At 49.5% G+C, this 18830-nt stretch carries 17 protein-coding genes and 1 riboswitch; of the genes, 8 read left to right on the top strand and 9 right to left on the bottom strand.

Features of this window, described 5'->3' with window-relative positions:
- Both MKX46_RS11205 and MKX46_RS11200 read right to left on the bottom strand, forming a co-directional pair.
- Complete coding sequence (locus tag MKX46_RS11205) at positions 1-1524, bottom strand: DHA2 family efflux MFS transporter permease subunit (RefSeq protein WP_341071240.1); 1524 nt, start codon at positions 1522-1524, stop codon at positions 1-3.
- Positions 1525-1533: 9 nt separating this feature from the next.
- Positions 1534-2169 carry an HlyD family secretion protein gene (locus tag MKX46_RS11200; protein ID WP_025724158.1) on the bottom strand — a complete coding sequence of 212 codons (636 nt, stop codon included), beginning with the start codon at positions 2167-2169 and terminating at the stop codon, positions 1534-1536.
- A gap of 134 nt (positions 2170-2303) precedes the next feature.
- On the opposite strand from MKX46_RS11200, the gene MKX46_RS11195 reads away from it, so the two are divergent.
- Complete coding sequence (locus MKX46_RS11195) at positions 2304-2861, top strand: NAD(P)H-dependent oxidoreductase (RefSeq protein ID WP_165149444.1); 558 nt, start codon at positions 2304-2306, stop codon at positions 2859-2861.
- 10 nt (positions 2862-2871) lie between these two features.
- On the top strand, positions 2872-3333 hold the full coding sequence (locus MKX46_RS11190; protein WP_165149442.1) for a hypothetical protein: 462 nt from the start codon (positions 2872-2874) through the stop codon (positions 3331-3333).
- Between the two features lie 82 nt (positions 3334-3415).
- Here MKX46_RS11190 and MKX46_RS11185 read toward each other — a convergent pair whose 3' ends face one another.
- Positions 3416-4147, bottom strand: coding sequence for a ZIP family metal transporter (locus tag MKX46_RS11185; RefSeq protein WP_013311970.1), 732 nt, complete (start codon positions 4145-4147; stop codon positions 3416-3418).
- A gap of 281 nt (positions 4148-4428) precedes the next feature.
- On the opposite strand from MKX46_RS11185, the gene trxB reads away from it, so the two are divergent.
- Positions 4429-5370 carry a thioredoxin-disulfide reductase gene (gene trxB, locus MKX46_RS11180; RefSeq protein WP_013311969.1) on the top strand — a complete coding sequence of 314 codons (942 nt, stop codon included), beginning with the start codon at positions 4429-4431 and terminating at the stop codon, positions 5368-5370.
- A gap of 58 nt (positions 5371-5428) precedes the next feature.
- Entirely contained in the window at positions 5429-5659 is a 231-nt protein-coding gene (locus tag MKX46_RS11175; protein ID WP_007432162.1) for a glutaredoxin family protein, read from the top strand.
- 93 nt (positions 5660-5752) lie between these two features.
- Here the strand turns inward: MKX46_RS11175 and MKX46_RS11170 are convergent, their stop codons facing one another.
- On the bottom strand, positions 5753-6925 hold the full coding sequence (locus MKX46_RS11170; protein ID WP_165149440.1) for an ROK family transcriptional regulator: 1173 nt from the start codon (positions 6923-6925) through the stop codon (positions 5753-5755).
- 134 nt (positions 6926-7059) lie between these two features.
- Here MKX46_RS11170 and xylA point away from each other — a divergent pair, with 134 nt between their 5' ends.
- A complete protein-coding gene (gene xylA / locus MKX46_RS11165) occupies positions 7060-8376 on the top strand; it encodes a xylose isomerase (RefSeq protein WP_039273722.1) in 1317 nt (438 codons plus the stop codon).
- A gap of 48 nt (positions 8377-8424) precedes the next feature.
- Positions 8425-9948, top strand: coding sequence for a xylulokinase (gene xylB / locus MKX46_RS11160; RefSeq protein ID WP_029519213.1), 1524 nt, complete (start codon positions 8425-8427; stop codon positions 9946-9948).
- A gap of 86 nt (positions 9949-10034) precedes the next feature.
- On the opposite strand, the gene MKX46_RS11155 is transcribed toward xylB, so the two are convergent.
- From MKX46_RS11155 to MKX46_RS11145, 3 genes are read right to left on the bottom strand one after another with little or no spacing between them, the layout of a single operon-like run.
- Positions 10035-10211, bottom strand: coding sequence for a FeoB-associated Cys-rich membrane protein (locus MKX46_RS11155; protein WP_080658679.1), 177 nt, complete (start codon positions 10209-10211; stop codon positions 10035-10037).
- A 37-nt stretch (positions 10212-10248) separates the two neighbouring features.
- Positions 10249-12258, bottom strand: a complete 2010-nt coding sequence (gene feoB / locus MKX46_RS11150; RefSeq protein ID WP_340956851.1) for a ferrous iron transport protein B — start codon at positions 12256-12258, stop codon at positions 10249-10251.
- Positions 12249-12494 (bottom strand): FeoA family protein, encoded by a 246-nt coding sequence (locus tag MKX46_RS11145; RefSeq protein WP_029519210.1) that lies wholly within the window; start codon positions 12492-12494, stop codon positions 12249-12251. Before MKX46_RS11145 ends, feoB begins: the two co-directional genes overlap by 10 nt.
- A gap of 284 nt (positions 12495-12778) precedes the next feature.
- Here MKX46_RS11145 and MKX46_RS11140 point away from each other — a divergent pair, with 284 nt between their 5' ends.
- Entirely contained in the window at positions 12779-13906 is a 1128-nt protein-coding gene (locus MKX46_RS11140) for a transglutaminase domain-containing protein (RefSeq protein WP_069012161.1), read from the top strand.
- Positions 13907-13952: 46 nt separating this feature from the next.
- Entirely contained in the window at positions 13953-15329 is a 1377-nt protein-coding gene (locus MKX46_RS11135; RefSeq protein WP_029519207.1) for an MFS transporter, read from the top strand.
- Positions 15330-15459: 130 nt separating this feature from the next.
- Here MKX46_RS11135 and MKX46_RS11130 read toward each other — a convergent pair whose 3' ends face one another.
- Together MKX46_RS11130 and MKX46_RS11125 are read right to left on the bottom strand one after the other, a co-directional pair.
- Positions 15460-16926 (bottom strand): amino acid permease, encoded by a 1467-nt coding sequence (locus MKX46_RS11130; RefSeq protein ID WP_029519205.1) that lies wholly within the window; start codon positions 16924-16926, stop codon positions 15460-15462.
- 134 nt (positions 16927-17060) lie between these two features.
- Positions 17061-17263, bottom strand: a riboswitch (Lysine riboswitch).
- A 121-nt stretch (positions 17264-17384) separates the two neighbouring features.
- Entirely contained in the window at positions 17385-18518 is a 1134-nt protein-coding gene (locus MKX46_RS11125; protein WP_340933177.1) for a virulence factor, read from the bottom strand.
- Positions 18519-18830: the final 312 nt, after the last annotated feature.

Below are 18830 nucleotides of genomic sequence, written 5' to 3'. Positions count from 1 at the left end.
CTATCTTCGGCGTGGCGTAGACCGTCGTAAGAACAAGGAAAACAATAGCCCTGCCAGCGCAATCCCTGTAGCAATGATAAAGGCATCATTAATGCCATGGATCGTCGATTCCGTAACAGCATTTCGGTACACCTGTTGTAGCGCCAACGATGAACCACTTTCTGTTGAAATACCCGCCGTTTGCGCGAGGGTTTGTCCCAACTGTGCTACCCCTTCGGTTAAAGGAACATTGGCGGTGGTAGCGACATTCGCATAATCCGCTACATGAATCGTGGTCCGGCTGCTCATTACAGTAATGAGCCAAGCGGTACCGATAGACCCGGCAATTTGCCGTACTGTATTGGACATGGCTGTACCATGGCTACCGAGATGGGGAGGCAACTGGTTTAGCCCTTCCGTCTGGACGGACATCATCAGCAGTGACATTCCGAAGCTGCGAATCGTATAGATGATCATAATATGTCCGTAGGTGGTGGCGTCGGTTAGCAGACTGAACTCCCATGTCGTGACTGCCGTAATGATCAGCCCAATGATCGCCAACGGCCTTGCGCCTATACGGTCAAATACTGCCCCTGATATGGGTGACATCACACCCATCAGCAGTGCACCCGGCAACAGCAGCAGACCGGATTGCAACGGTGTAAAGCCGCGTATATTTTGCAAATAGATTGGCAGCAGCAGCATACCGCCAAACATCGTCATGTTGACGGTAGCCCCGACTAAGGTTGATACAGTAAAAATATCATATTTAAACACACGGAACTCCAGCATCGGCTGTAGCATGTTCAGCTCGCGCACGATAAACAATACAATAAACACAATCCCGGCAGCGAGTGTGAGTATTACTGTATTGCTACCCCAGCCTTTGTCCCCAGCTGAACTAAAGCCATACAGCAGGAAGCCAAACCCAAGGGTGGAAAAGACGGTTCCCAGCAGGTCAAAGTTCGGTTTCGTTAGCTTGGATACATTTTTGAGCCAGCGTATGGCAAACAGAATATCAATGACCGCCAGCGGAATAACAAGTAAAAATAGCAGCCGCCAGCTGTAATGCTCCACAATATAGCCGGATAAAGTTGGTCCAATCGCCGGGGCAAACATCATGGCGATTCCCATAGTACCCATGGCAGCGCCCCGTTTTTCTGGAGGGAACACAGTCAGGAACACGTTCATCACCACAGGCATGATGATGCCTGCTCCGCTGGCCTGGATAACACGTCCAACCAGCATAGGCGCAAAGCCGGTACTGGCAGCACAGACGACAGACCCGGCAGTAAATAACCCCATCGCGGAGATGAACAGCGCACGTGTTCCGAAGGACTCAATCAGAAAAGCAGTGATAGGAATCAAAATCCCGTTGGTTAGCATATATCCGGTGGAAAGCCATTGAACGGTTGTGGCAGACACATTGAAATCATTCATTAAGTTTGGAATGGCCACGTTAAGCAGCGTTTGATTCAAAATCGAAATGAAGGCGCCTAGCAGCAGCACGGACAGAATACGTCCGACGGACATTTTTTGATCCATGACAGCCCCCTACTTGTGAACTCTGATAGTCGCACTCATTCCCGGGATAATACCCAGCCCCTTGTAACCTTGAATGGAAATATTGACAGGCACGACCTGCGTCACCTTGGTATAGTTGGCAGTGGTGTTGGAAGTGGGCAGTAGTGAAAAAGTCGATGCGGTCGCCAGGCCGATCTTTTCGAGTTTACCGCTCAGGGACGTATCCGGGTAAGCATCAATATATACATCTACGGTTTGTCCTACTTGAAGATCCTGTACAGCCGTTTCGTCTATATTGGCGGTAATCCATAAATTGTTTAGATCAAAAGCCTTCGCTAAAGGCGTGCCTGCCCCAACAATTGAGTTGTTGACCGCAGATTGCTGCACGATGGTACCATCGGTTGGAATCGTAACGCTAATTCGGCTTCCGCCTCCTTCTACATTACCCAGTGTGCTTCCAGCGGTGTAGGTTTTACCAACTTCAGCATTCCAGCCTGTGAGCTTGCCAGCGCCTGGAGAGGCAACGGTAACCGCTTGTCCACTCACTTGGGCATTATCGGTTTTTATGTAGTTGGCGGATTGATTGTAGTAATAGGCGGCGGCTCCACCTCCTGCCAGAATAATGATAATAACTAGCAAGTTGACTAATATGGCGCGTGAATTCATGTGTTAACATGCCTCCCTAGTTCTTGGATTTTCAAAGTATGCGTCAAACGATTCATAATATTCAGATGGATTTTGGGCAAGGTTAAGAGCGCATGCGAAAAGGATGATTTTGCTGACAAAGGATGATGCGCATAATGACGACGACCAGAATCATGATTGTATATGACAGTGAAAATGGGCATACCGAACGTCTCGCACGCTCAATTGCAGAAGGAGCACACCTTGAGCACACGGAAGTGTTGTTAAAGCATGTAAATGAGGCCGATGTGAATGAGCTAGTGAGTGTGGATGCGATCCTATGGGGTTGTCCGGGGCATTTTGGTACGATCAGCAGCGGTCTGAAAAGCTGGATTGATAAGCTGGGGTATCTGTGGGCGCAGGGCAAGCTGGTGGACAAAATCGGCGCTGTGTTTTGCACAACCGCTACCGTTCATGGTGGATTGGAATCCACACTTCTGAATTTGATTACTCCAATGCTTCATCAAGGCATGATTATTGTAGGACTGCCCGCCAATATTACGGAAAATGCATTATACGGCTCCTATTACGGCGTAGGGATAACATGTCCGGTGGAGACTGACCCCAATGGACCACCTAATCTTCCAACGGGTGATGATCTTGCACTAGGCCGCTCTTTGGGCAAACGGGTCGCTGAAATAGCGGGACGGTACCGTAGCGCTGAAAGAGAATAGGAGGCTACCGATGACCATTGCTTTTATCGTAGTAGCTGCGGTTGCCTTTATTTTTTTGCTGGTATTTAATACGAAGATGACGCGCAAGTCCTCTTCCAAGACTCGCTCTACCGAAGAGGACTCACGGCAAAGAAGCAAACGTCCTTATCCTGTACAGGTGGAACCCGAGGCGCGTGAATGGATAGATCCTGCGCAAGAGACGCCTCCTAAGGATATCGATGTCGAAGAGCATCATGCGGAGGAACAACACAAGGTGCCTGATATCCAGACGGATAAGAAGGTGGAAAAAGATCGCGAGAATATTAAAGATGCTTACGGAGATCAGGATTATCGTGCGGCTTTACGTGGTTTTACCAAAAAGGACGAAGAAAAGGAAAGACGTTCTCCAATATCCAATGGAGAGAAGGAGACTTACAAAAGTGAGGACGAGCAGTACCGTGAAGCACTGCGCTCCATGAACCAAAAAAAATGACGTATCTCCATATTAACATGCCAAAAAGGCTGCTTATCTGTCTGGATTACAGGCAGATAAGCAGCCTTTTTGTGTTGCTCGGCTATAGCCATTCGGTTAGCCCAATCATCGTAATTAAGCCGAGAATAAAAGAGAATGTGGCGATCCGCTGGTTGCCATCCCCGTGACTCTCGGGAATCAGTTCCTTGTAGACGATAAACATCATGGCTCCGGCGGCAAAAGCAAGGCCGTAAGGTACCAGTCCGTTCACCCAGCTACTCAAATAAAAGCCGATCAGACTCGTAATGATTTCCACAGCTCCGGTGAGGGTAGCAATGCCCAAGGCCTTGAAACGGCCGATGTTTTGATTCACAAGGAACAACGCTACGATAAAGCCTTCCGGGGCATTTTGCAGGCCGATAGAGAAGGCGATCAGATTGCCGAGATTGTGAGTCTCACTCGCATAGCTGACCCCAACAGAGAGTCCTTCCGGTAAATTGTGCAATGTAATAGCTGCGATGATGAGAAAAGATTTGGATTCCAGTTGAAAGGTCTTGGAATCTGGGTCCTCCAAATCCGCATGGGGAATGTACATCTCCATCACCAGTAATACGAGGCAGCCGAGCAGAATTCCCGCAGTCAGCACGAACCAATTGGAATGCTGGATCGCTTCGGGAATGAGGTTATACACGGAGGCAGAGGTCATAATTCCTGCGGCATAAGCCAACAGAACATCGCGAAGCCGATGCGTGATATTACGCATAAACAGTATGGGCACGGCGCCGAGTCCAGTGGACAGGGCAGAAATAAAGCTACCTACAAAAACGTCATTCATAATCGGGATAATCCCTCCATACCTGATTTATCTTTAAGCTTCGCTTCATGAAAACTTCATTTGACTGTTTACAGCTATTTCCGCATAATGAAATTAGGATTTAGAATCAGTCTAAGTCATAAAAAGCTACAAAACAAGTGATTCGTTTTTGTAATATCCGGGTGTCCACATTTTGGGATAAGCTTCTGGCGGAATTACTTTTAGAGTATATGCAGTTGCCCAGCGCCCGGTTCCGAAAACTCGTTATATAATACTTATGATATTTTAGGAGGAACCAAGATATGTACAAGTCCATTATTATAGGTACCGGCCCTGCCGGTTTGACCGCTGCAATTTATCTGGCACGCGCTAACATGAGCCCACTGGTGATCGAAGGACCACAGCCAGGCGGACAATTAACTACGACTACGGAAGTTGAAAATTTCCCAGGTTTTCCGGAAGGAATCATGGGACCCGATTTGATGGATAATATGCGTAAGCAAGCGGAGCGTTTTGGCGCTGAATTCCGCACAGGCTGGGTAAACAAAGTAGACACAACTGCTCGTCCATTTACTTTGGATGTAGAGGGTTTGGGTGAACTGGTTACTGATACGCTGATTATTTCCACAGGAGCGACTGCCAAGTACCTGGGTATTCCCGGTGAACAGGATAATATCGGACGTGGCGTAAGCACTTGCGCAACATGCGACGGCTTCTTTTTCCGTGGCAAAGAAATTGTTGTCATCGGCGGCGGAGACTCTGCACTGGAAGAAGCCAATTTCCTGACTCGTTTTGCCTCTAAAGTAACGTTGGTGCATCGTCGTGAAGAAATGCGCGCCTCCAAAATTATGCAGGATCGTGCTCGTGCGAACAACAAAATTGAATGGGCGCTTAATCGTACTCCTGTAGAAGTGATTGCGGACGAGAACGGAGTCACTGGCTTGAAAGTGCTGAATAATGCAACAGGTGAAGAGGAAGTTATTACGGTTAGCGGCGTATTCGTGGCGATTGGTCATCATCCGAATACGGGCTTCCTCGAAGGACAAATTACAACGGATGCGAACGGTTATATCGTCGTAAATCCGGGTACTTCCGAAACAAACGTGCCTGGCGTATTCGCTTGTGGCGACGTACAGGATACACGCTACAGACAAGCAATTACCGCAGCAGGTAGTGGCTGCATGGCTGCTATGGACAGCGAGAAATACATCGAAAGCCTGGAGCACAGCGCACTGGCCCTGTAATGATCCACGCAAGTTTGAATAAATATGATGTAACAAAATAAATGATGAGGTGATATTCATGGAAAAAGCAATCGTATACACATCTACAAACTGCCCGCATTGCCGTCAAGTAAAAAGCTACTTGAGTGAAAAAGGCGTGGAGTACGAAGAACGCAACATTGAAACCAATGAAGCTTTTGCTCAAGAGGTTTGGGATATGGGCATTCGTGCCGTTCCATTGACTTTGATCGGGGAAGAACGTATTTCCGGTATGAACAAAACCAAGTTTGAAAAAGTGTTGAACGCTTAATCCAACCTAACAGCAGACGACGGTCCTATGATCGTTATATGGTTAAGAAAAGGCTCCTATCGCAGCTACATACTGCAATGGGGGCCTTTTTACTTATAAGGACACGCGTACACGCCCGAGAAAAGGAGCGGTTGCTGCATAGGCGGCGCCTAGCATCGTCGAACGGCTGCCAAGCGTGGAGAAACGAATCTGTAGTTGCCGACGGTGATAGGGCAAGGCACGTTCGTCAATCACTTCACGCATACTTTGCTCCAACCAAGGTCTGGCTTCCGCCAGTGGACCGCCAATGATAAGCATCCCGGGGTTAAGGCTGTTCACAATGCTGGTAATACCCACACCCAAATATCGTCCAATATCTTCAAGGACGCTTAATGTACTCGCTTCACCTTGCTGAGCAAACGGCAGTAATTCCGCTGTATTATGTGCAGGCAGTTTCAATGTGGATGATGCATACGCCTTCTCTGAAGCATACAGCTCCCAGCAGCCGCGACTACCACAGGAGCAGAGCCGTCCGTTCCAATCAATGGTCATATGACCCGTCTCTCCGGCGTACCCCCAAGCTCCTTGATACGGTTTGCCGTCAATGATAATCCCGGCCCCGATTCCAGACCCTGCACTGATGTAGACCAGATCCCGCACCAGCTGTCGGTGATCGCCGTCCATACCATAGTACAACTCGCCCTGCGCGCCGACGTTGGCTTCGTTATCTACTACGACGGGCAGACCTAGCTCAGCCTCAAGCTGCTGCCGCAGCGGAACCCCTTCCCAGCCCAGATTGGGTGCGAACAGCACGGTTCCGGTCTCATCCACCATACCCGGTACCCCCAGTCCAATGCCGACAATACCATGAGGGGAGGGAGGAGTGACCTGCATAAGCTCCTGAACGAGCTTTCGAATCTGTTCCATAACAAAGGCGGGATCATGCTGGGTTAGAGAAAAGGTAAGCTCCGTTTCAATGGTACCTGCCAGATCGGTCAGAGCGCCCTTGATGTACTGTACGCTGACCTCAATACCGAGTACAAAGCCTGCACGGCTATTGAACAGCAGCATTAAAGGCTTACGCCCACCGCTGGATTCTCCTAATCCTGTCTCATACACCAATCCATCGGTAATGAGCTCTGCCACCAGATTGGAAACGGTTGCCTTGTTTAATCCAGTTTGACTGGATAACTGTGCCCGGGATAGCGGAGCATGAAGGCGAATACGCTCCAGCACAATGGATTTATTCAGCTTTTTGACAAGCGCCTGATCGCCAGTGACATTCATGGTTCATTCACTTCCTGTTGGTGTAATTCCTGATATTATATCATAAAAACAAACTTAGTTTAAGCAATAGACAAAGTCTTTTGGCTGTGCTAGAATCGTTTTTGTAAACGTTTACTATAAAGGAGGAACTTATAATGGCTTATTTCGAACAGGTATCTAAAATTAACTTTGAGGGCAAGCAATCCGACAATCCTTTTGCGTTCAAATTTTATAATCCACAGGAAATTGTAGCGGGAAAAACGATGGAGGAGCATTTACGTTTTAGCATGGCCTACTGGCATACACTGGTTGCAGGCGGCTCCGATCCTTTTGGTGTAGAAACAGCGGAACGTCCATGGTCCAAGTTTACCGGGCTGGATTTGGCGAAGGCACGTGTGGAAGCTGCCTTTGAACTGCTGGATAAGCTGAATTTACCTTATTTCGCTTTCCACGATGTGGATATTGCACCGGAAGGCGCGTCATTGAAGGAATTTTACAGCAATCTGGATACCATCGTGGATCTGATTGAGGACCATATGAAAGCTACGGGGAAAAAACTGCTGTGGAACACGGCGAACATGTTTAGCCATCCACGTTATTTGCATGGTGCTGCCTCGACTTGCAATGCAGATGTATACGCACACGCAGCTGCTCAGATTAAAAAAGGACTGGAAGTGGGCAAACGTCTGGGCGCAGATAACTATGTTTTCTGGGGAGGCCGTGAAGGCTACGAAACACTGCTGAACACGGATTTGAAGCTGGAGCAGGACAATTTGGGACGTATGTTCCATATGGCCGTAGACTATGCGCGTGAAATTGGCTTTGACGCTCAGTTCCTGATTGAGCCAAAACCGAAGGAGCCAACGAAGCATCAGTATGATTTTGATGCTGCGACGACGATTGCTTTCCTGCAAAAATATGATCTGGATCAACATTTCAAGCTTAATCTGGAAGCTAATCATGCCACCTTGGCGGGTCATACTTTTGATCATGAAGTGCGTGTAGCACGGATTAACGGCATGCTGGGATCACTGGATGCAAACCAGGGAGATTTGCTGCTGGGCTGGGATACGGACGAATTCCCGGTTGATCTGTATGATGCGACCCTGACGATGTATGAAGTGCTGCAAAATGAAGGCTTGGGCCGTGGTGGTATCAACTTTGATGCCAAGGTACGCAGAGCATCGTTTGAGCCAGAAGACTTGTTCCTCGCGCACATCGCAGGTATGGATACGTATGCGAAGGGGCTGAAGGTAGCTGCCAAACTGATCGAGGATCGTGTGTTTGAGGACTTTATTGAGAAGCGCTACAGCAGCTTTAAAGAAGGTATTGGAGCAGACATCGTATCCGGAAAAGCAACGCTTGCTTCTCTGGCTGAATATGCTCTGGCGAACGAAACACCACGTAAAAACGTATCCGGTCGCCAGGAATATCTGAAAGCAACATTAAATCAATACATTTTGGCTGACTAAGCATATATAAAATAAGGAATACACGATAACAGGGAAGGAGGAACTCCGATGCAGGAGAAGCTAAATCAGGAGCAGGAACGCTATGTCATCGGCGTAGATTTGGGTACCAGCGCGGTCAAAACGGTGCTGGTTAACCTCAAGGGTCAGGTGGCTTATGAAACCTCCCAGTCTTATCCACTCCATCAGCCGAAGGCAGGATATAGCGAACAGCATCCTGAGGACTGGGTCAGTGGCACGTTAGCATCACTGAAACAGCTTGTGGAGAAGGCCGGAATCGGCGGCACAGATGCCGTAGACGGTATTAGCTTTTCGGGACAGATGCACGGGCTTGTGCTGACTGACAAGGAAGGCCAAGTGCTTCGTCCGGCTATTCTGTGGAATGACACGCGTACGACAGCACAATGCCGTCGTATTGAAGAACAGCTCGGGTCGGACCTGCTGAATATCGCACGTAATCGCGCGCTGGAAGGCTTCACGCTGCCCAAGCTGCTGTGGGTGCAGGAGCATGAGCCAGACGTGCTGGCCCGTGCGGCACATTTTATGCTACCCAAGGATTATGTGCGCTACTGTCTGACAGGAGAGCTGGCGACGGAGTATTCGGATGCGGCGGGCACGCTGCTGCTGGATATTGCGAACAAGCAGTGGAGCGAAGAGATCGCTGCCGCGTTTGATCTACCGTTGTCGCTGTTCCCGCCGCTGGTGGAATCCTTTGATCAGACGGGTACGCTCTTGCCGGAGATTGCGAAGCAGATCGGGCTTTCGCCTGAAACGAAGGTCTTTGCAGGTGGTGCGGACAACGCATGTGGCGCGATTGGTGCCGGCATTTTGAGTGAAGGCCGCACCCTATGCAGCATCGGCACCTCAGGGGTTGTACTTTCTTATGAGGAACGCAAGGATATTGATGTGCAGGGGCGGGCGCATTTTTTTAATCATAGTGAGCAGGATGCTTATTATATTATGGGGGTTACGCTCGCGGCCGGATACAGCTTGACTTGGTTTAAGGATACCTTTGCACCAGAGCATTCTTTTGATGCACTATTGGCAGATGTGAATTCTATTGAGCCGGGCAGCCAAGGGCTGCTGTTCACGCCTTATATCGTTGGCGAACGTACACCTCATCCGGATGCAACCATTCGAGGCAGCTTTATCGGGATGGATGCGGGACATAAGCTTGCGCATTTTACACGAGCGGTACTGGAAGGAATAACGTTTTCGCTCAAGGAATCTATAGATATTCTTAGAGGGACGGGCAAAACGGTGAATGAAGTGATTTCCATCGGCGGCGGTGCGCGTAATGAGGCATGGCTGCAAATGCAGGCAGATATTTTTAACGCGGATATCATCAAGCTGGAAAGCGAGCAGGGACCTGCCTTGGGGGCGGCCATGCTGGCTGCTTATGGTAGTGGCTGGTTTGAATCTCTGCAAGCGTGTGCTGAAGCATTTCTGCATGAAGCAGCGAGATATTCGCCGAACCCGGACCGTGTGGCACAGTATGAAGGTCTATACGAGCTGTATCGTGAAGTTTACTTGCACACGCGAGAGCTAAATGAGCATTTGGCAGTGTATCGCTGAATACGGTGAGCTTTAAGCGTAAATAAGAAGCGGCTTCGGGTGTAAGAAACCCCCGAAGCCGCTTTTCATGTGATGATGAGTTGGAATTAAATACTTTTCTTGATTTTCGCATAATCTTCATGCATAGAGCTGGCTGCACAACCCGGACATGACTTGCTCGACGAACACCCCGCACAGGCGCCTTGACGGCTTTTTCGCAAAAATCGTACCAGCACCCACGCACTATAACCGAGGATCGCCAATAAAATGATGATATTGATCATGGAATACACTTCCTTTTATTTACTATAGGGCCTGACTTTAACCCCAACCTAATAATCTGCCGCATTGATAGATCAAGACGGCAATGATATATGCAACGGCCAAAGGATAGATCACAGAAAATGCGGTCCAACGCCACGAAAGGGTTTCTTTACGAATGACCGCTACCGTAGCCAGACACGGAACATACAACAGAATGAACACCATAAAGCTAAGAGAGGCAAGCGGTGTAAAGGCATGTCTGACTTGTAGTTCAAGTCCCTGCATATCAGGAACGTGGTAAATAATATTCATCGTTGATACGACAACTTCCTTGGCCATAAAGCCTGTGAGCAGGGAAGCCCCTGCTTGCCAGGTGCCAAAACCGAGAGGGGCTAGTAATGGAGCGAACCAACCTCCAACGGTGGCAAGCAGGCTGTCATCCATTTCTACCCCGAAGCCCTGCGGACCGAAATTGGACAAGAGCCAGATGCCAACCGAGCCTGCAAGAATAATGGTTCCGGCTTTACGGACGAAGCCTTTAACCTTCTCCCATGTGCTGCGGAATAGTGTAAGAGCCTGCGGCACTCGATAGGGAGGAAGTTCCACGATGAAGAGGGAGGGCTCACCCGACAAAATGGATACTTTGGAAAAAATTTTGGCAAGTATAAGTGAAACGACGATTCCTAACACATACATCAGCATGATGATGCTTGCCGCATGTGTTGGGAAAAACACACCCGCAAACAACGCATATACCGGCAGGCGGGCCGAACACGACATAAAGGGCACCAGCAACGTGGTAATGAGACGCTCTCTGGGCTGTTCAATGGTGCGTGCTGCCATAATCGCAGGGACATTGCAGCCAAATCCGATGATGAAGGGAATGAAGCTTTTCCCGTTCAAGCCCACGGCTTGCATCAGACGATCCATGAGTATCGTGACCCGTGCCATATACCCGGAGTCTTCGATCACCGAGATAATCAGAAATAAAATAGCAATTTGAGGCAGAAAAACAAGCACACCCCCGACTCCAGCCACGATGCCGTCCACGACTAGACTTTGCGTAAAGGCAGACGCGTTCAAGTGAACGAGTAATTCAGAAATCCAACTGCTGAGTGCACCTGAAAAAAATCCATCCAGCATATCTGAAAGGATCGTACCCGCCCAATCGAAGGTGAACTTGAAGGTAGCGTACATCAGCAGCAAAAAGATCGGAATCCCCAGATACCGGTGAGTTAATAGTGCATCTAGCCTATCCGTTAGGCTGTGCGGCTTGAGCTTGGAGGTGTCGAGTGCCTTGGTACACAGATCAGCAATCCATGCTGTTCGTACAGAACGAATATGCTGAGCAGGCGTGATGGCACAGCCTTCACTGAGCAGCTCTTCTTCGCAACGGCGAATACGCGCAGTTACTTGTTCACGCTGCACCTCATCTGTCATCCATTCCATGACGACAGGATTGTTTTCCAGACATTGCAGTGCGGCCCATCGGAGTTGCGGTACAGATGCATTCGGCAGTAAGTTGCAAATATCATGAATAGCCGCTTCGACGGCTGGGCCGTAATCCAGTTGAAAAGTATTGGATGCATGTCTTACTTCTCGAAGAGATGCGAGCATTTGCTTACTTCCACTACCTGTGCGTGCCACCATAGGAATGATGGGAACGTTCAATTGTTCAGCCAACAATTCCTTGTTTACGCGAAGACCCGTGGCATCAGCTACGTCAGTCATGTTTAAGCCAAGTACAAGGGGACGGCCATATTCCAGTAGTTGTACGGTCAGATACAGATTACGCTGGAGCTGGGAGGCATCCACGATATTGATCAGGGCCGCAGGCGGCTCTTCCAGCAAATATCGGGTTGCAACACCTTCATCCAGCGAAAGAGGGAGTAAAGAGTAGGCACCTGGCAAATCCACCAATACGGCAGACTTGTCACGCAGGAGCCCTGTTTTCTTTTCCACGGTGACGCCGGACCAGTTCCCTACTTCTGCATACGTACGAGTCAGCTTGTTGAATAATGAGGTTTTTCCTGTATTGGGATTGCCAAATAGAGCGATCATGTCCATGTCGGAACGACCTCCAGTTGTTTCACTTGATTTTGACGGAGGCCGACCAGTTGGCCGTTGCATTCAATGACGATCGGGCCGCCCAATAAACTGATTTTTTTTAAGCGTATGATGGAACCTTCGTTGATGCCCATGTCTGTCAAGCGGCGGCGCAATGAGGGATGAAGAGGGTCAAGGGATTGCAAACGCACAGTCTGACCTAGTGGCGTACGAAGAAGTGAAATACATTCTGGCATGGTGTTCAGCCTTTCTGATCTAGAATGAGAATCAATATCATTTACTTCCGATGCCAGTACCATATCATGAGGATACTTAGATTGCTGTGATAAAATTCGCTGCGAACGACATGTTTGCCCCTTGCTCCCATCTGTTATATCGCCGAGTATGTGTGTCGCAACCTGTCTTTTTAACTGTCCCATTACTCGTCTGCAACCGACAAAACTAGAGCGCTTGGGGCAACTGTTTTTATGGTAAGATAGAGCTGTTTATAACTATGCTAAGAAGGGCAGGAACGCTCTGTATGAACAGAAAAATCGGGGTTAGGCTTGTAAAATGTCTGGTTGCGGGTGCAGCGCTGGCTGTGTTGCTGCCGCAGGCTGTGGAGTGGGGCAGCAATGTGTATGCGGCGTCGATCAAGCCGGCTCCATCGGTATCATCGCAGCAGCTTCAGAACAAGCTTTTACAGGCAATGGCTACGCGGAGTGAAACGCTGACCTTTACATATCAAGGGCGAGTGAACGGTCTCAAACAGCAATTACAGACGGCCATCCAACAGGCCATGGAGAGCGATCCGTATGTGAATTATACGATCAAAAGCTACGCATTCAGCTATACAGGCACAACGACCTCCGCTCAGGTTACGATTCGTTTAAGCTACCGGGAGACGAAGGAACAGACAGCTTATGTGGATAGCACAGTTAAAGCGGTGCTGGGGGATATTATTACGAAGGGAATGACGGATCATGAGAAGGTGAAGGCCATCCATGATTGGATCGTCGTTCGCCTGAAGTATGATGAAGCACAGCAAAAGTACACAGCCTACGATGGCCTGAAAACGGGAAGCACGGTCTGCCAGGGTTATTCACTGCTAGCCTATAAAATGCTGGAACGTGCAGGCATTACGAATCGGATTGTGGAAGGTAGAGCAGGGGGACAGCTGCATGCATGGAATCTTGTTTTATTAGATGGTCGATGGTATCACATGGATACGACATGGGATGATCCAACCCCAGATCGCGCGAACGAAGTAAGCACTTCATATTATCTGCTGACGGATACCGAAATGCGGCGGGATCACTCATGGGTGAAACCGTATCCTCAGGCGAATACATCGTATCGGGAAACCTTATCAGCACTGGTAGCTGCCGGAGGATTAAAGGCTGCTGTGTATCAAAAACTGTACAATACCCTCGAATATCCGCTGCAAGATGGTAAGGGTCTGGTTAAATCATCCGCCGACATCAAGGAACAGGTGCGTAAGATTGTAAATAAGGGAGGGACGACGCTTACCTTCGCCTATCAGGGAACAGAGCGAAGTCTCAAGGAGGATTTACAGTCCTTATATCAACTCGGCTTAAAATCCATTTCTTATCAGATTACGGACCTTGGAAGTACCGGCAATCTTCGGGTAACCCTGAAATGGACCTAATCATCTGCTGTAAAAAGCTACATTAACAAAGGAGTATTTTATTTATATGCACAGGCGTTCCTTTACCTATTTGCTTGGCACGCAGACCATGTCCAATGCGGCCGACATTCTTTATATTATGGCACTTGTGTCTTTGGTTTTTCATGAAACAGACTCCATCTTCTCTTCGGTGCTCGTTCCGTTGCTGCGAATGGGGGCACAGATGATCAGCGGCTTTTTAGCACCGCTCATTTTGGCCCGATTCCAGCTTCCTTTTATTTTATTCGTTTCTCAGTTCGGGCAACTGGCTTTCTTTGCTGTTCTGCTGGGCCACTTGTGGTCAGCAGGCACGGAGCCGATATGGGTGATTGTGTTTACGTTGGTGGCAGCCATGTCCTTTCTGGACGGATGGACTACGCCTGCGCGTAATGCGCTGATTCCTCGCCTTGCGTCCGGGGAAGGACTTATGCGGGCAAACAGTCTGGTATCGGTCAGCGATCAGACGGTGCAATTAGCGGGGTGGGGGCTTAGTGGTGTGCTCGTAGCCATGCTAGGTTCGGAAAAAACACTACTGGTTGCTGGCGGATTATATATGATAGCCATGATCTTCACCAGCCTGATTCGAGATCCACTAGAGGGCAAAGCTCATTATTTGCTGCAACCTGGAACAAGGGTGCGAGGTGGAGATGTCTCAGTTTTCGAAGCTCTAACTGAACCCGGGCAAGGGCATCATGACTTGCCTCCTGCACAGTTGGAAGATACACTATATGGCCCGGAATCTGAGAGCCCCACACTACCTCCCAAGCGTAAAAAGGAAATACTTCGTGAAGGCTGGAGCCTCATCGGAGCCAGTCGCAGACTGAAAGCTCTTATTTTTATGGATATGATTGACCTTCTAGGGGGTTCGGTTTGGGTAGGCGCGTTCACGCTTGCTTTCGCTCAGCAGGTCTTGCACAAAAGTGAGGCATGGTGGGGATACATCAATGCAGCGTATTTTGCAGGAGCGATTGGCGGCGGTATCGTGGTCCTCGCCTGCGTCAAGTATTTGCAGCGCAGACTGCTGCCCGCCATGTTGGCGGGGATGGCAGGTTATGGGCTGCTGACAGCTTGGTATGCACTGAACACATTACCGCCACTAACGCTGCTTATCGTGCTGTTGATGGGACTACCTGCGGAAATGTCCGTCGTATCCCGCCGTACGATGATGCAAATGAGTGTGTCTGTACATGATTTGCCTAAGGTGCTGTCCGCCCAGGCTACGCTGACAAGCCTAACGTTTTGTATTTCGCTGCTTTTAATGGGCTGGATTGCAGATCATTTGGGTATCGTTAATTTGTACTTGTTTTCAGCAGGGTTGACGCTGATTGCTGTCATATACGGTATTTTTAGTCGTCGTGCCTTATCTATGTCTTTATCAGCTGAAGTAGCTGCTTCTTCCAAATAAACAGAAAAAGAAAAAGAAAAGGCCCGTCTCCGGGCATATACAGGTGAACATGCGGATAAACAGTCTTGGACCAGGTTTACCAGCGTGTTCTCCCTGATATGTGGAGACGGGCTTTTTTTAATGTCTTCTATTATTTATCCGAAGAAGCATCCGGGCTCAAATCACATTCTTTTAATGGCACGATTTTAGTACGTTTGGTCCATTTGTAGCCGAGCCACAGCAGAAGGAATAGCGGCACACTCATGTACGTAGCGATCATCGTTTTCCAGTCAATCTCCTGTCCGGTGAAGGCATCCGCCCCTTGCCCGATAATGACAATGATACACAGAGCGAAGGCGAACAACGGGCCAAATGGGAACCAACGGGCTTTGTATGGAAGCTCACTCAGACTGTGACCCTGTGCATTAAAGGCACGGCGGAAACGATAATGGCTGACTGCAATTCCGACCCACGTAATAAATCCGCACATTCCAGAAGCATTCAGCAGCCAGTTATAGACTACACCGTCTCCATACAGGGAGGCGAGAAAGGCTAGCATACCGACAGCGGTCGTGATCAGCAGCGCGTTCATAGGAATGCCGCGTCTATTGATACGTCCGAGGAAACGCGGGGCTTTACCTTCTCGTGCCAAAGCGTACAGTACCCGAGTGGCCGCGTACATACCCGAGTTACCTGCCGACAATACGGAAGTCAAAATAACGGCGTTCATAACAGAGGCAGCAATCGCAAGCCCTGCTTTTTCAAATACGAGCGTGAACGGGCTGACCCCGATATCACTGATATCTCCCCGCAGCAGATTCGGATTGGTGTACGGAATGATCAATCCAATCACGAGAATTGCGAGAATATAAAAGAACAGGATGCGCCAAAAGATTTGACGGATGGCGCGCGGCACATTTTCACGCGGATTTTCGCTCTCTCCTGCGGCTACCCCAATCAGCTCCGTTCCCTGAAAGGAAAAGCCCGCTGCCATGAATACACCCAGTACAGCAAAGAATCCACCATGGAACGGGGCGTCTCCTACCGTGAAGTTGGCAAAGCCGACCGCAGGACCACCCATAATGCCGAAGATCATCAGCACACCTACAGTCAAAAAGATGACCACAGTCACAATTTTAATCATGGCGAACCAGTATTCAGACTCACCGTAGCCTTTGACGGTCAACGCGTTCAGTGCGAAGATTACGGCCAGGAATAACAGACTCCACCAGGCAGAGTGACTTTCCGGGAACCAGTATTTGATCAGCACGGTCGCTGCTGCCAATTCGGCAGCAATCGTCACCGCCCAGTTGTACCAGAAGTTCCAGCCCATGGCGAAACCAAAAGCCGGATCGACGAAGCGACCTGCATAGGTGTTAAAAGAGCCGGATTCAGGCATAAATGTAGCCAACTCACCGAGGCTGGTCATAAGGAAGTAGACCATGAGGCCAACTGCTGCATAAGCCAGCAGGGCACCACCGGGTCCAGCTTCGGCAACTGCGCCTCCACTGGCGAGGAACAGACCTGTTCCGATAGAACCGCCGAGGGCGATCATCGTCATATGGCGGGCTTTGAGACTTTTACGCAAGGTTCCGTCAGATGTTGCTCTGTGTTGCACGTTCAAACACTCCTTCATGAAATTGTATTTCATGTCAGGGCAAGAGCTAGAAGGAGGGGGAGTATATAAATCAAAAAACCGCAGGGAATACGCCTGCGGTTTTGTCTATGCATTCCGCACCATACCTTCTTCTATAACAAGATAGCTCAACACACGTGTCTGTGTTAGGACAGCGTGTGACAGTTCTGCTCCTTTCGGTTAGCAGCCCCAGCATTCGGAGTATTTACAAAGAGTCAGCTCCGCATACTTCGGCGGGTGTACCTTTCCACTGGAATCTCAGACGGCTCTTATCGTCTCCTCCGGTGTACCGATTACATCCGCGACCTCTACCTCATCATAAAACAGGGTTGATGAGGTGTATGACATGATATTTTATTGTATAGCGAATTACAGTATATCGTACCTGTACATCTTCTGACAATCGACAATTTTTTGAAAATCACTCGTAGAATCTTAAATTAAGAGTTCCGCTTGGCCATCTGCTGCCAAACTGTGCCCGCGGCTTGTTCGCCTGATTCGATGCGTTCCAGCGCCATTTTAGCCTGTAGACTGACCTCGAATTCGGGATCATCGACCGCCTTCTCCAACGCATCACGCGCATCCTCGGTTCCCACCTCGTATAAAAAACGTGCCGCCCGCCAGCGTACCAACTTGCTGCTATCCGACAGGGCTCCGATCATTGCACTGGTAGCGACCGGATCGCCGATGTCCGACAACGTGTCGCCTGCGGTGCGGCGTACTGCCGCTGAAGGATCGCGCAGCGCCTCGGCTAGCAGTTCCATCGCTTCCGGAGAGCGAATATCGCCCAGATAGACCACGCCCAGCCGCCGCAGCTGCATTTTATCGTCATGCAGCGCTTGCCGGATAAGCGGCAAATGCTCGGGCGTCGGTTCCAGCCGATCCAGCGCAGCGTAGCGTGTGCGCCAATCCCCGTGCTGCAGGGCCTGCTCCAGCTCGGCATCACTCCACTCGCGGCGTTCCTCCACGAATTCGCTGTTGTTTGCACCGTGGGCAATCGCTTGTTGGATAATCTGCTCCAGCCGCTCTTGTGGAAAGGCTGCCTCCAGTTCCTGCTCAACCTCACGTGCAATGTCCGGCAGTTCACCATAGCGGACGCCGTAATCACTCAGCTTGCGTTCCTTAATCAGCGTTGCACTCGCTACACGGGTAACGGCCTGCACGAATCGGTCGGACAAGGAAATTCGTTCCTCCTGCTGCCCTGCCTTGACTCGGATTTGCATAGGAATGCCGCGAAAAAATTGCACAAAGACCTGTGCTTCGCCAAATGCTTCTCCAGAGGTTTCCTCTGGCAAATCCCAATTGGCGTCAGCGCCTTCCTCGCCTAGCTGATCCCGGACTTGACCCAGAATGGTGGACCAATCTGCATTCCCTTTGCGGTCAAGGGCTACGAAGTCGGTTGTGTGAAACACGCTTTTGACCCCTTCAATGCCCAACATGCGCCGGATAAATGGGGGAGCGGAACGCTCATTGTCCCGTGTATATGTTCTGCGGATACCCGCTTCCAGTCGCTCATCCAGATGCAGCATCATGGTGTTCGGACTGGGAGTTGGCTCGATAGATGTTATTTTCATAGCTCAGTACAGCCTCCTGTTCAAAAGTTCTCCATATATATCTTATCTGTATTGTAACTCATTCTGCGAATCTCTCCAAAGAGAAGTTGGCGTTTCCGAGGAAAACACAATGACATATCTCACACTAATTCAGGTAAACATGTCTGATGAATATGGAGGTTTTTTAATAAAAACAGGATGCTATATAAGCCGAACTCGGAAAATTAACATGAAAACGGAGTAGGCGGAATGGTGCTGTACAAGCGTAGCGGTCGCTTTGGTCCCCGGATTTTTACCCTAATCATAGGCCTTATTCTAGAAATCCGGGGGCGG

Origin of the sequence: Paenibacillus sp. FSL P4-0113, assembly GCF_038009305.1 — a bacterium.
Lineage (GTDB): Bacteria > Bacillota > Bacilli > Paenibacillales > Paenibacillaceae > Paenibacillus > Paenibacillus polymyxa_D.
The sequence above is the reverse complement of the archived record's forward strand: the minus strand, read 5'-3'. Positions and strand labels throughout refer to the sequence as shown.

What these genes read in the sequence shown, in the direction of transcription:
- MKX46_RS11205 (WP_341071240.1), bottom strand. Translation starts at nt 1,524, where the DNA reads ATGGATCAAAAAATGTCCGTCGGACGTATTCTGTCCGTGCTGCTGCTA.
- MKX46_RS11200 (WP_025724158.1), bottom strand. Translation starts at nt 2,169, where the DNA reads ATGAATTCACGCGCCATATTAGTCAACTTGCTAGTTATTATCATTATT.
- MKX46_RS11195 (WP_165149444.1), top strand. Translation starts at nt 2,304, where the DNA reads ATGACGACGACCAGAATCATGATTGTATATGACAGTGAAAATGGGCAT.
- MKX46_RS11190 (WP_165149442.1), top strand. Translation starts at nt 2,872, where the DNA reads ATGACCATTGCTTTTATCGTAGTAGCTGCGGTTGCCTTTATTTTTTTG.
- MKX46_RS11185 (WP_013311970.1), bottom strand. Translation starts at nt 4,147, where the DNA reads ATGAATGACGTTTTTGTAGGTAGCTTTATTTCTGCCCTGTCCACTGGA.
- trxB (WP_013311969.1), top strand. Translation starts at nt 4,429, where the DNA reads ATGTACAAGTCCATTATTATAGGTACCGGCCCTGCCGGTTTGACCGCT.
- MKX46_RS11175 (WP_007432162.1), top strand. Translation starts at nt 5,429, where the DNA reads ATGGAAAAAGCAATCGTATACACATCTACAAACTGCCCGCATTGCCGT.
- MKX46_RS11170 (WP_165149440.1), bottom strand. Translation starts at nt 6,925, where the DNA reads ATGAATGTCACTGGCGATCAGGCGCTTGTCAAAAAGCTGAATAAATCC.
- xylA (WP_039273722.1), top strand. Translation starts at nt 7,060, where the DNA reads ATGGCTTATTTCGAACAGGTATCTAAAATTAACTTTGAGGGCAAGCAA.
- xylB (WP_029519213.1), top strand. Translation starts at nt 8,425, where the DNA reads ATGCAGGAGAAGCTAAATCAGGAGCAGGAACGCTATGTCATCGGCGTA.
- MKX46_RS11155 (WP_080658679.1), bottom strand. Translation starts at nt 10,211, where the DNA reads ATGATCAATATCATCATTTTATTGGCGATCCTCGGTTATAGTGCGTGG.
- feoB (WP_340956851.1), bottom strand. Translation starts at nt 12,258, where the DNA reads ATGGACATGATCGCTCTATTTGGCAATCCCAATACAGGAAAAACCTCA.
- MKX46_RS11145 (WP_029519210.1), bottom strand. Translation starts at nt 12,494, where the DNA reads ATGCCAGAATGTATTTCACTTCTTCGTACGCCACTAGGTCAGACTGTG.
- MKX46_RS11140 (WP_069012161.1), top strand. Translation starts at nt 12,779, where the DNA reads ATGAACAGAAAAATCGGGGTTAGGCTTGTAAAATGTCTGGTTGCGGGT.
- MKX46_RS11135 (WP_029519207.1), top strand. Translation starts at nt 13,953, where the DNA reads ATGCACAGGCGTTCCTTTACCTATTTGCTTGGCACGCAGACCATGTCC.
- MKX46_RS11125 (WP_340933177.1), bottom strand. Translation starts at nt 18,518, where the DNA reads ATGAAAATAACATCTATCGAGCCAACTCCCAGTCCGAACACCATGATG.